This is a genomic window from Hathewaya histolytica, from assembly GCF_901482605.1.
Taxonomy (GTDB): domain Bacteria; phylum Bacillota; class Clostridia; order Clostridiales; family Clostridiaceae; genus Hathewaya; species Hathewaya histolytica.
Window position 1 is genome coordinate 1,063,390 of sequence record NZ_LR590481.1, and the last position, 13,017, is coordinate 1,076,406.

A 13,017-nucleotide genomic window follows, 5' to 3' on the forward strand; every position below is an offset into this window, starting at 1 on the left:
GATTAAGTATTTAATGAGGTGAAAATATTGAAAAAACCAAATAGAAACAATATATTAATAGTAGGAAGTGTTTTGACGTTAATTATAGTGATTATCTTTTATGGTTTAGACTTTACTAGCTTTTATTTAAAAATAAAAGGAGATAATTTAGAATCAGATCAGAAGTTCAAAGGCTTTAAAGGTTCAGTAGATTTTGCTTTTGATGGTAAGAATACATATTTTGTAGCTTTTGAAGATAGAATCCAGGTTTTAAATGAAAATGGTTGGAGCAATATAATATTAAAGGATAAAAGTTTGAAGATAACCAGTTTAGAGTATAAAGAAGGTAAACTATATTTTGCATCCGAAAATAAGGTATATGAATATAACTTAAAAACTAAGGATAGAAAAGTTCTATTAAAAGAACTTCCAAATTACGGTGACTATAAAGATAGTATTATAAAGTTAAAAGGGGAATATTTATATGTAACTATAGGTTCAGCTACTAATTCTGGTGTAGTTGGAAAGGATAATAAGTGGGTAGAAGACTACCCTCATAATTATGATATTACACCAAAATCTATTACCATAAGGGGAGAAAATTTTGGGGAAGAGAAGACAGGAGCCTTTGTACCATATAAAACTCAAAATATAAGAGGGCAGATTTTAACAAGTAGTTTTCCAGGAAACTCTTCTATAGTTATTTACAATCTTAAAACTAAGGGTAGAGAAACTTTTGCTTGGGGAATTAGAAATATTAAGGGTATGGATTTTAATAGTGGAGATAAGCTTTTTGCAACAGTGGGTGGTATGGAAGATAGAGGGTATCGACCTGTTAAGGGTGATGTAGACTATATATTCCAAATTAAAAAATCTATATGGTATGGTTGGCCAGATTATAGTGGCGGAGATCCAATAACATCACCTAGATTTAAGGGGAAAGATAATTCTTTTATATTAGATAAACATCCTACAACTAACCCACCAGCTCCCTTTATACAACATAAGAGTCTTGATTCATTGGGGGACTTAGTTATAGACAAAGATGGACATTTGGAGGAAAAAGACAGTATATATTTCTATGAAAAAAAAGATAATATTATATATAAGGTAAATAAAAATAAAGTTATAGAGAAGAAATTTATACTTCCTATAAAAAGTAATGTTACTAGTATGAAGTTTTGCAATGGAAACTTAATTCTCTTAGATAGTGGGAATGGAATTATGTATAAAATAAGCAGAAATAAAAAAGGATAAGTGATGGTAAAATGAACGGAACTACAATAAAAAAGAAATTTGAAAGTGCTTACGGTGTTACTGCAAATAAAGCTTTTAAAGTGGTAAATCCAATTAAGAAGAAACTAGTTAGAACACCATGTATAGTACATCAATTTATAAACGAGCAAGCTTTAGAAATACTAAAGCTAGAAGACTATGATGAGGTATATTTATTTTATAAAGAATTATTACATTTCTTAAATCAAGGTGCAGTATGGGCAGATCAGGATTTTAAAAGTATAAATCACTTTTTTCACTATACAGAATATAAAGGTCTTTATGGATTTTCTGATGCATTAACTCTTTGTCTAGAATATTATAATTTAAGTAGAGAGAAATTAGATTCAGATGATTTATATGATAGTATTTTTTATCTTGGAGCTGCTTGCCATCTAATTCAAGATTCTACAGTACCTCATCATGTGAGTAACAAGTTGTTAAAACAACATAGACATTTTGAGCAATGGATAATTTATAAAGTTGTTTATGAAGAAAAGTTTAGACATCTAGATGGTATAATTAAGTGTGAAAGTTTAGAGAGTTGTATAAAAGAAAATGCTAAAATGGCCTATGATACTTATTTAAAATGCAACAATATATATAATATAGATGAAAGATATGATAAAGTGGCATCAAGCATAATTATGCGTGCTAAAAGTACCACTGCTGGTGTGCTTTTAAAATTTTATGAAGAGGAAATAAAGAATAAGAGAAGAGACAAATAACTAAGGTTATTTGTCTTTTTTTTACATTATTAGTATAATGTAAATAGTAAAAAAAGGAATTGAAGAGGTGATATTAAAATGGGTACTATAATTAATATTTCAGAAGATATGTTTAATGGAGATGTCTTAGATCTAAGTTATGGAGATTTTTCTGTTTTATATCCTATGTTTAAGAGACAAGAGGAACTTCAAGTAGATTATTACGAAAGAGCAGGAGGGAAAAAAAATATTGGATCTGAAAATTTTGATACAGGTATATTAATGTTTACTCTCCAAAGTATAAATTCTAGAATGGGAAAAAGAGCATTATTAAAAGAAATAAGTTCATATTTAAAGAAAAATGGGTATCTTCACATATGGGACATTGATAAAGGGTATGGAAAAATTTTTAAAGATGATATAATAATTAATTTAGACTCAAATAATGAAAAGGGAAGGATTATCTCTATTAAAAATTTCAGAATAGCAAACGATAATTCCATGGATTCTATGTTAAAATTAGTACAAGAACATTTTACTATAGTTACTTTTCAAGAAGATAGAGGAGTATATTATATTAAATGTAGGAAGAAAGGGAGATAAGATATGAAGGCATTATTAGTTGCACTAAATTCGCAGTACATACATTCAAATTTGGCTATAAGATATCTAAGAGCATACACAAAAGATATGGATTATAACTGTGTTTTAAAAGAATTTACTATAAACAATAGAATTGAACAAGTATTAGAAGGTATTATGGAAGAAAAACCAGACTTTATATGTTTTTCAACCTATATATGGAATGTAGATATGGTAAAGGCTCTAAGCCATTTAATTAAAAGGATTGACAGTAAAATAGAAATATTATATGGAGGACCTGAAGTAAGCTTTGATAGTGAAGAATTTTTAAAAGAAAGTAACGGGGATTATGTAATAAAGGGTGAGGGAGAAAAAGCTTTTCGTGAATTTATAGAATATAAGCTTAAGATTAGAAATATTAATAGTATAAAGGGATTCTATTATAGTAAAAATGGAGAGATATTTTTTAACGGGAATCGTGAAAATATGGATATGAACGAAATTGTATTTCCTTACGAGGAATGTGAAAATCTCGAAAATAAAATTGTATACTATGAAGGTTCTAGGGGATGTCCCTTCCGCTGTAAATATTGTCTTTCATCTACAGATAGAAATTTAAGATTTTTAAATATAGAGAGAATAAAAAAAGAACTACAATTTTTTATAGATAAGAAAGTAAAATTAGTTAAATTTGTAGATAGAACATTCAATGCTAATCATGATTTTGCCATGGCTATTTGGGAGTATTTAATTAAAAATGCTAAAGAAACTTCTTTTCACTTTGAAATATCAGCAGATATACTAAAAAAAGATGAGATTGAATTACTAAAAAGTGCACCTAGTGGCTTATTTCAGTTCGAGGTTGGGGTTCAAAGTACCAATAATACTACTTTAAAACATATAAATAGAATGGTTAATTTTTCTTCTATAGAGGAAAAAGTTGTAGAGATTAAAAATCTTCAAAATATAAAGCAACATTTAGATTTAATAGCAGGATTACCAGGAGAAGATTTAAGTTCTTTTATTAATTCATTTAACGATGTATATTCAATAGAACCAGAAGAGATTCAACTAGGGTTTTTAAAATTATTAAAAGGTTCTAATATGAGGGAGGAAGCAGGTATGTGGGGAATGGAATATTCGCCATATCCACCTTATGAAATTTTAAAAACATCTAGCATAAGTTACGAGGAATTAGTAATACTAAAAAGAGTAGAAGCTATGGTAGATAAATATTATAATAGTGGAAAATTCCATAACATAATAAAATATTTTATAAATATTTTCCCAAATCCTTTTGATTTTTATTTAGAACTATCAAAGTTTTTTAAACATAAGGGATATCTTAATAGGAATATTAGCTCTACAGAGTATTACAAAGTATTTCTAGATTTTAATAAGGAAATATTAAAAAGAGATAATAACAGTTTAAAAGAAATTATAAAGTATGATTACTTAACTTACAACAAAAGAAGTTGGGTTCCCGACTTTATAAGAGAAGATGTGAATAGAGATGAAATAGATAAAGTAAAGGAAATTTTAAAACAAGATGATGTAAACATAAACTTTTCAAAAGTACATATACAAAAGTTTAATTTAGACATGGAATTATATATACAAGAAAATGTTTTAAAAAAGGCTGAAGTATATGTGATTTTTTACGAAAATAAATACAAGGTTAAATTTATAACAAATATAGATAAGAGTTTTTAAGAATTTTGAAAGAATATTAAGTTAAATACTAAAATAACAAAAAAAAATAGGATACTATCATGTATAATGGGGAATAATTATTAATTTAATGTTAAATGACTTGAAACCATATTAAAAAGTGAGTATAATATGTGTATGTTGTAATTAATACTACATTAAGTATTATTTAAGATAAAATAATATTATTTTTATTATTTTTAAAGGTGGTGATAACTTGGCAATGGAAGCTATACAAAAAATAAAACAGGCTGAAGAAAAGGGCGAAGAAATAGTTGCAAAAGCTAAATCTGAAGCTAAAGATCTTATAAAGGAGGTCACAAAAGAAGCCGCTTTAAAGTATGAAAATATTATTAAAGAAGGCAAAGAAGAAGCCCAAAGCTTAATTAAAAAAGCGGAGGAAGAAGGAAGAAAAGTAGCTGAACCGATTTTAGAAAAAGGGAAAAGCGAAAAAGAAGCAATATTAAATATGAATAGTATTAAATTAGATAAGGCAGTAAATTTAATCTATGAGAGGATAGTGAAGTCTCATGGCAATAGTTAAAATGAATAAATTCTCTTTATTTTCTTTTAAGACTAAAAAAGAGATTTTACTAGATGCTCTTCATAAGTTTGGAAAGGTTCAATTTATAAATCTTCAAGATAAGAATACAGAGGATTTGGAGTTTTTCCAAAAGGACTCAGAAAAAATTAAGTTATCAGAAATAGAGGAGAACCTTGCAAAGCTGAAATTTTCTTTGGATTTCATAGAAAAATATATTGATAAAGAAGGAACTATTGAGGCACTTAAAAAAGGTAAGAGTACTATTTCTTACGAAAGACTTATTGAAGTTGGAACTAGTGAAACTTGGAGAGAGTACTATAGCTCCTTAAAGGAAAAAGAAAAGAGCTTAAATGAAATTAAAAATGAATATACAAAGTTAAATTCAGAAGTAGAAGTTCTTAAACCTTGGCTTAATCTAGATACTAGAATTATAGATCTTAAAGGAATGAAAACTTCTTTGTATTTTATAGGAAGTATCCCAAAGGCTGCCAAGGAATCCTTTATAGAAGAATTTAATTCAAAGGTTGAAAGTTCATATATTGAAGTTATAAGTGAAGTTAAGGCAGACCTTAACCTATTAGTTATAGTTCATAAAGAGGAAAAAGAAGCAGAAAGCATTCTTAAATCTTTTGGATTTAATAGCATTACTTTAAATTATGAAGATGTACCATGTAAAATAGTTGAATCTCTAAACGTAAGAAAAGAAGAGATTTTAAAAGAAGAAGAAAATATTAAGGGTTCTATAAAAGAATTTAAAGGTCAGTATGAAGAACTTAAAATAGCTTATGAATATTACTCTACATTAGAAGATAAAGCAGAAGCTTCAGAAAACTTTTTAAAGAGTAAAAATGTTGTGGCTATAGAAGGATGGGTACCGACTAAAGAAGTCTCTAATCTAGAGAGAGAAATTAAAGAAGTAGTGGGAGAAGATTATTATTTTACTACTGAAGGAGCAGAAGTAGATGATAGTGAAGTTCCTGTACTTCTTAAAAACAATAAACTTGTTTCAGCTTTTGAATCTATAACTGAAATGTATAGTTTACCAAGATATAATGAAATAGACCCAACTCCATTATTAACACCATTCTACCTAGTTTTCTTTGGAATGATGCTTGCGGATATTGGATATGGACTTTTAATGTTACTTGGAACCATTTTTGCACTTAAAGCATTTAATCTTGATGATAAACAAAAGAGTTTTGTTAAATTCTTTTTATTTCTAAGTATACCAACTATGATTGCTGGTGCAGTATATGGAAGTTTCTTTGGTGGGATTATAAATTTACCTAAATTAGTTGACCCAGGGGAGGATGTTATAGTAATACTTATTGCATCTATTATACTTGGTGTTGTACAGATTTTTGCAGGACTTGGAATAAAAGCTTATATGTTAATTAGAGAAAAAGACTATGTAGGTGCATTATTTGATGTAGGTGCATGGTATGCTTCCTTAATAGGAGCCTTCCTTTTCTTGGGTGCTGGAGCTATTGGTTTATCACAAACAGTAAGTACTATAGGAAAGTGGATAATGATAATAGGAATGGCTACTATTGTACTAACACATGGTAGAGAAAATAAAAGTGTTGGAGCAAAACTTGGTGCTGGACTATATTCTTTATATGGAATATCAGGATATGTTGGTGACTTAGTTTCTTATTCAAGACTTATGGCTTTAGGTCTTGCAGGAGGATTCATAGGTTCAGCATTCAACATAATGGTTGGAATGCTTGGCAATGGGGTGGCTAAATGGATATTTGCTCCTTTAATCTTTGTTGCAGGACACATATTCAATTTACTTTTAAGTGCCTTAGGTGCATATGTTCATACTGCTAGATTACAGTATGTTGAATATTTCGGTAAATTTTATGAGGGTGGAGGTAAAGCCTTTAAACCTTTTAAATCTAAAAATAAATTCATAAATATTAAAAACAAGTAGGAGGAATAAAATATGAAAGGATTCATGGAATTTTTAATGCAAAACGGGGGTCTTGTATTTGCAACACTTGGTATTGCACTTGCAGTTATTATGTCAGGTATAGGATCAGCTAGAGGTGTTGGTATGGTTGGTGAATCTGCTGCAGGACTATTAACTGAAGAACCAGAAAAGTTTGGTAAGGCCTTAGTTCTTCAATTATTACCAGGTACACAAGGTTTATATGGCTTCGTTATTGGACTTATGGTATTTTTAAAATTAACTGGTGATATGACATTAGGTCAAGGTTTATACTACTTTATGGCTTGCCTTCCAGTTGCTTTTGCAGGATGGAAATCAGCTATAGCACAGGCTAGAACAGCAGCTGCTGGTATAGCAATACTTGCTAAAAATCCAGAGCATACTACAAAAGGTATCGTTTTATCAGTAATGGTTGAAACTTACGCTCTTTTAGGATTCGTTATTTCTCTATTATTAGTGTTTAAGCAAATTTAATTATAACAAATTAAAGTACCTTTTTAAGGATGTGAAGATATGTCTAATATAGAAAACTTAACTTCTAAAATTATGGAAGATTCTAAAGGAGAAGCTCAAAGAATATTAGAAAGTGCTAAAAAAGAAGCAAATGATATTATGAACTCTAAAGAAGAATCTGCAAAGAAGATTAAATCAGGTTTAATACAAAAATCAAATTTAGAAGCTAAGAGTAAAAAGGATAGGATAGTTTCTAGTGCAGAACTTAAAGCTAGAAATGAAAAATTAGAGGCTAAACAAGAAGTTATAAATAGAACTTTTAATGAAACTATAAGTAAACTTTCTAAAATGAGCCAAGAAGATTTTGTGAGCTTTTTAAGAGGAAATATATCTTCTTTACAATTGAAAGGTGGAGAAGAAATTATAGTTTCTAAGGATTTTAGGGAGTCAATTGATACTTCATTACTTACAGATTTAAATTTAAGACTTGCAAAAGAAGAGAGAGAGATTCCGTCAGGATTTATTATAATTAATAATGGTATTGAATTTAACTATACTTTTGAGGCCTTAGTTCATTCTTTAAGAGAAGAACTAGAATATGAGGTGGCAAGTATATTATTCAATTAGCCTTAAGGAGGATAGCCCTATGGATAGAATGGATTTTACTCAGGCAGTATCTAGACTCAGAGTTCTAGAGAAAAGACTCCTTAATAAAGTTAAGATCGAAAGAATGATAGATAGTTCCTCTGCGGATGAAGCTCTTAAAGTGCTTAATGAAACAGAATACTCAAGTTTAATGGGAAATGTGAAAAGAGCAGAGGACTATGAAATACTTTTGCAAGAAGAACTTGAAAGGGTGTACTCTCTTATTAGTGAAATTACACCGGATAATTCTTTAATAGAGATATTAAAGATAAAGTATGATTATCATAATATCAAGGTTCTTTTAAAAGCTAAAGCTTTAAATAAAGAGTTCCCTGAACTTTTAACTACTATGGGTACCCAGGAAATAGATAAACTTAAAGATGCTATAAACACAGGCATTTTTAAAGGTCTATCAGAGGAAATTCAAGGGGTTATAAAAGAAGTAGAGGACAAATTTAAGGAGTCAAAAGACCCACAGGTTATAGATATAATTACAGATAAATATATGTATGAAGATATGTTAAAAAGAGCAGAAATCTTAAAAGAGGAATTTATAATAGACTATGTTAAATCAAATATAGATTTAATTAATATAAGAACTCTTATAAGAGTAAAAACTCAAGAGAAACCTTTGAAGTTTTTACAGAGTGTACTTTTAGAAGGTGGAATGATTAAATTAGATACCCTTCTAAATGTATATAGTGATACTTTTGAAAACATAATATCAAAATTATCTTCTACAAAATATAAGGCTGTTGTAAAAGAAGGATTAGAGGAATTCTTATCAAGTGGCAAACTTACTCTATTTGAAAAATTATTTGAAGATTATTTGATGAATCTTGTAAAGAATGCTAAATATGTTCACTTTGGACCAGAACCATTATTTGCTTATATTTTGGCAAAGGAAACTGAAATTAAGATTATAAGAATAATAATGGTAGCAAAATTAAACAATGTTCAAAGTAGCGTAATCAGAGAAAGGTTGCGTGATATATATGTATAAAATAGGAGTTGTAGGCGATAAGGATTCAATACTGGCCTTTAAAGCTATTGGGATAGATACTTTTCCTGTAATTGAGCCAGTTCAAGCTCAGAAGACCATAGATAGATTAGCTATGGAAGAATATGCAGTTATATTTGTAACAGAACAGGTGGCTGCACAAATAGAGGAAACAATAGAGAGATATAATAGACAAATGCTTCCTGCCGTGATTTTAATACCAAGTAACCAAGGTTCACTGAACATTGGATTAAAGAGAATAAGTGATAATGTTGAAAAGGCTGTAGGCGTGAATATATTATAGAAAGGTAGGTAGGAGAACTTGAAGATCGGAAAGATTATTAAAGTTTCAGGTCCATTAGTTGTAGCTATGGATATGGATGAAGCTAACGTATTTGACGTTGTTAAAGTTGGAGAAAAAGGTCTTATAGGCGAGATCATTGAAATGAGAGATGATAGAGCTTCTATCCAAGTTTATGAGGAAACTGCAGGTATAGGTCCTGGGGACCCAGTAGTAACTACAGGAGAACCTCTTAGTGTTGAACTTGGACCAGGTCTTATAGAGTCAATGTTTGATGGAATTCAAAGACCTCTTGATGAATTTATGGAGGCTGCTGGAAGCTCATTTTTAACTAAAGGTGTATCAGTGCCATCATTAAATAGAACTAAAAAGTGGGAATTTAAGCCTTCAAGAAAAGTAGGAGACAAAGTTTCAGCTGGTGATATTATTGGTACAGTTCAAGAAACACCTGTAGTACTTCATAAAATAATGGTTCCTTATGGAATAGAAGGTACTATAAAAGAAATAAAAGAAGGCGAATTCACTGTAGAAGATGTAGTAGCTATTGTTACTACTGAAAAAGGTGAAAAAGAATTAACTTTAATGCAAAAATGGCCTGTTAGAAGAGGAAGACCTTTTGCTCAAAAGTTAAATCCTATGGAACCAATGGTTACAGGACAAAGGGTTATAGATACCTTTTTCCCAGTAACAAAGGGAGGAGCTGCTGCTGTTCCAGGGCCATTTGGAGCTGGTAAAACAGTTGTTCAGCACCAAATAGCTAAATGGGGAGATTCTGAAATAGTTGTTTACGTTGGATGCGGAGAACGTGGTAACGAAATGACAGATGTTCTTAATGAATTCCCTGAACTAAAAGACCCAAGAACTGGTGAAAGCTTAATGAAGAGAACAGTTCTTATAGCCAACACTTCAAACATGCCAGTTGCAGCTAGAGAAGCTTCAATTTATACTGGTATTACCATAGCTGAATACTTCAGAGATATGGGTTACTCAGTTTCAATTATGGCAGACTCAACTTCAAGATGGGCAGAAGCCCTAAGAGAGATGTCTGGTAGACTTGAAGAAATGCCAGGAGACGAAGGTTATCCAGCATACCTAGGTTCAAGACTTGCAGACTACTATGAAAGAGCTGGTAAAGTTATTTGTTTGGGAGATGATGGAAGAGAAGGAGCGGTTACAGCAATAGGTGCGGTATCACCTCCAGGAGGAGATATTTCAGAGCCTGTAACTCAATCTACACTAAGAATAGTTAAAGTATTCTGGGGACTAGATTCTCAACTTGCATACAGAAGACACTTCCCATCAATTAACTGGATTACATCTTATTCTCTATACCTAGATAAAATAGGTCAATGGATAAATGAAAATGGAGCTCCAGAGTGGACTAAATTAACAACACAAGCAATGTTATTATTACAGGAAGAAGAGAAACTTCAAGAAATAGTAAGGCTTGTTGGTATAGATGCACTTTCTGAAGAAGATAGATTAAAGCTAGAAGCTTCTAAATCTATAAGAGAAGATTACTTGCAACAAAATGCTTTCCATGAAGTTGATACCTATGCTTCATTGGAAAAACAGTATATGATGTTAAAAGTAGTTCTTGCTTTCTATGATTTAGGAAAAAAAGCTTTAAATGCAGGAGTTTATTTAGATAAGATAGTTAAGCTTGAAGTAAGAGAAAGAATAGCAAGAGCTAAATATATAAGTGAAGATAAGAAAGATGAAATAAATAATATCTACACTGAATTAGAAGAGGCTATAGATAACTTAATTGCAGAAGGAGGTGTAGTAAATGCTTAAAGAATATAGAACAGTAAGAGAAGTTGTTGGACCTCTAATGTTAGTTGATGGTGTTGAGAATATTAAGTTCGACGAGCTTGTTGAAATAGAAATGCAGACAGGTGAGAAGAGAAATGGTAGAGTTCTTGAAATAAATGGAGATAAAGCCTTAGTTCAGTTATTTGAAGGATCTTCAGGAATTAACTTAAAAGGAACTAAAGTTAGGTTCCAAGGTAGACCATTAGAACTTGGAGTATCTGAAGATATGTTAGGTAGAGTCTTTGACGGCCTTGGAAGACCAAAAGATGGTGGACCTAGAATAATTCCAGAAGCAAAAAAAGATATAAATGGTGAAGCTATAAATCCATTTGCTAGAGATTATCCATCAGAATTTATTCAAACTGGTATATCTCCAATAGATGGACTAAACACTCTAGTTAGAGGACAAAAACTTCCTGTATTCTCAGGGGCAGGACTTCCACATGCTCAACTAGCTGCACAGATTGCAAGACAAGCGAAGGTTTTAAACTCAGACTCAAAATTCGCAGTTGTGTTTGCAGCTATTGGTATTACTTTTGAAGAAGCCGAGTACTTTGTTGAAGAGTTTACAAAAACTGGAGCTATAGATAGATCAGTTCTATTTATGAATTTAGCATCTGATCCTGCTATAGAAAGAATAGCAACTCCTAGAATGGCATTAACTACAGCTGAGTATCTAGCTTATGAAAAAGGAATGCACGTACTTGTTATTATGACTGATATTACAAATTACTGTGAAGCTTTACGTGAAGTTTCTGCAGCTAGAAAAGAAGTTCCGGGTAGAAGAGGATATCCAGGATACTTATATACTGACCTTTCTACATTATATGAAAGAGCAGGAAGACTTAAAGGTATTGAAGGTTCTATTACACAAATTCCAATACTTACAATGCCTGAAGATGATAAAACACATCCAATACCAGACTTAACTGGATATATCACAGAAGGACAGATTATACTATCTAGAGAATTATACAAAAAAGGTATAATGCCTCCTATAGATGTCCTTCCATCTCTATCTAGATTAAAAGATAAAGGTATTGGAAAAGGTAAAACAAGGGAAGACCATGCAGATACTATGAACCAGCTTTTCTCTGCTTATGCACAAGGTAAAGAAGCTAAAGAACTTGCTGTTATATTAGGTGAATCTGCACTTTCAGATACTGATAAAATGTTTGCAAAATTTGCAGAAGCTTTCGAAGGAAAATATGTAGCTCAAGGCTTCGATACAAATAGATCAATTGAAGAAACGCTTAATTTAGGATGGGAGCTTCTAAGTATTTTACCTAAATCAGAACTTAAGAGAATTAGAGATGAGTATATAGAAAAATACCTACCTAAAAGAGAGGGTGAGTAAAGGTGGCAAAACTTAATGTAAATCCCACCAGAATGGAGCTCACTAAGTTAAAAAAGAGACTTGTTACAGCAACTAGAGGTCATAAGCTTTTAAAAGATAAACAAGACGAACTTATGAGAAGATTTATAGACCTTGTAAAGCATAATAACGAACTTAGAAAGAGCGTAGAAGAAGAACTTTCTGGGGCTTTTAAGGATTTTGTTATGGCTAGAGCTTTAATGTCATCAGAATTTTTAGAAGAGGCTATTATGTATCCAAAAGAAAGTATTTCCGTAGATGTTACAAAGAAGAATATAATGAGTGTTAATGTTCCTGAGATGGAGTTTAAAAGAAAATTAGAAGGTGATGGAGGAAGTATATATCCATATGGTTTTGCAAATACTTCTTCTGAACTAGACGGTTCTCTTGAAAAACTTTATAATATACTTCCTAGTCTATTAGAACTTGCTCAAGTAGAAAAATCATGTCAACTTATGGCTGATGAAATTGAAAAGACAAGAAGAAGGGTAAATGCTCTAGAATATATGACTATACCTCAATTACAAGAGACTATAAAGTATATTAGGATGAAATTAGATGAAAATGAAAGAGGCGCATTAACAAGACTTATGAAGGTAAAAGCAATGCTTCAACAAGAAGCTTAAATTAAAAGCTGGGGTTTTCCTCAGCTTTTTTATTTGAAATAGTAATTAACT

The 13,017-nt window shown here is 30.8% G+C and carries 13 protein-coding genes; all 13 read left to right on the forward strand.

All coding sequences use genetic code 11. The annotated features are described in order from the left end of the window. The first annotated feature begins 27 nt into the window (after positions 1-27). The 13 genes from FGL08_RS05005 to FGL08_RS05065 all read left to right on the forward strand — a co-directional run bounded on the left by FGL08_RS05005 (position 28) and on the right by FGL08_RS05065 (position 12,966). Entirely contained in the window at positions 28-1,236 is a 1,209-nt protein-coding gene (locus tag FGL08_RS05005; protein ID WP_138209733.1) for a PQQ-dependent sugar dehydrogenase family protein, read from the forward strand. 11 nt (positions 1,237-1,247) lie between these two features. Then, positions 1,248-1,982, forward strand: coding sequence for a zinc dependent phospholipase C family protein (locus FGL08_RS05010; RefSeq protein ID WP_138209734.1), 735 nt, complete (start codon positions 1,248-1,250; stop codon positions 1,980-1,982). A gap of 78 nt (positions 1,983-2,060) precedes the next feature. Next, entirely contained in the window at positions 2,061-2,564 is a 504-nt protein-coding gene (locus FGL08_RS05015) for a hypothetical protein (RefSeq protein WP_138209735.1), read from the forward strand. A gap of 3 nt (positions 2,565-2,567) precedes the next feature. Next, positions 2,568-4,256, forward strand: a complete 1,689-nt coding sequence (locus FGL08_RS05020; RefSeq protein ID WP_138209736.1) for a B12-binding domain-containing radical SAM protein — start codon at positions 2,568-2,570, stop codon at positions 4,254-4,256. 220 nt (positions 4,257-4,476) lie between these two features. Then, positions 4,477-4,797 carry an ATPase gene (locus FGL08_RS05025; RefSeq protein ID WP_243118003.1) on the forward strand — a complete coding sequence of 107 codons (321 nt, stop codon included), beginning with the start codon at positions 4,477-4,479 and terminating at the stop codon, positions 4,795-4,797. Continuing rightward, on the forward strand, positions 4,784-6,733 hold the full coding sequence (locus FGL08_RS05030; protein WP_138209738.1) for a V-type ATP synthase subunit I: 1,950 nt from the start codon (positions 4,784-4,786) through the stop codon (positions 6,731-6,733). The genes FGL08_RS05025 and FGL08_RS05030 overlap by 14 nt, the downstream gene beginning before the upstream one ends. A 12-nt stretch (positions 6,734-6,745) precedes the next feature. Then, a complete protein-coding gene (locus FGL08_RS05035; protein ID WP_138209739.1) occupies positions 6,746-7,225 on the forward strand; it encodes a V-type ATP synthase subunit K in 480 nt (159 codons plus the stop codon). Positions 7,226-7,264: 39 nt separating this feature from the next. Then, complete coding sequence (locus tag FGL08_RS05040; protein WP_138209740.1) at positions 7,265-7,831, forward strand: V-type ATP synthase subunit E; 567 nt, start codon at positions 7,265-7,267, stop codon at positions 7,829-7,831. A gap of 19 nt (positions 7,832-7,850) precedes the next feature. Next, entirely contained in the window at positions 7,851-8,852 is a 1,002-nt protein-coding gene (locus FGL08_RS05045) for a V-type ATP synthase subunit C (RefSeq protein WP_138209741.1), read from the forward strand. Next, entirely contained in the window at positions 8,839-9,153 is a 315-nt protein-coding gene (locus FGL08_RS05050) for a V-type ATP synthase subunit F (RefSeq protein ID WP_171012079.1), read from the forward strand. Before FGL08_RS05045 ends, FGL08_RS05050 begins: the two co-directional genes overlap by 14 nt. An 18-nt stretch (positions 9,154-9,171) precedes the next feature. Continuing rightward, positions 9,172-10,947 (forward strand): V-type ATP synthase subunit A, encoded by a 1,776-nt coding sequence (locus FGL08_RS05055; protein WP_138209743.1) that lies wholly within the window; start codon positions 9,172-9,174, stop codon positions 10,945-10,947. Continuing rightward, positions 10,940-12,322 (forward strand): V-type ATP synthase subunit B, encoded by a 1,383-nt coding sequence (locus FGL08_RS05060; RefSeq protein ID WP_138209744.1) that lies wholly within the window; start codon positions 10,940-10,942, stop codon positions 12,320-12,322. Before FGL08_RS05055 ends, FGL08_RS05060 begins: the two co-directional genes overlap by 8 nt. A gap of 2 nt (positions 12,323-12,324) precedes the next feature. Beyond that, positions 12,325-12,966, forward strand: a complete 642-nt coding sequence (locus FGL08_RS05065) for a V-type ATP synthase subunit D (protein ID WP_138209745.1) — start codon at positions 12,325-12,327, stop codon at positions 12,964-12,966. The last annotated feature ends 51 nt before the right edge of the window (positions 12,967-13,017 follow it).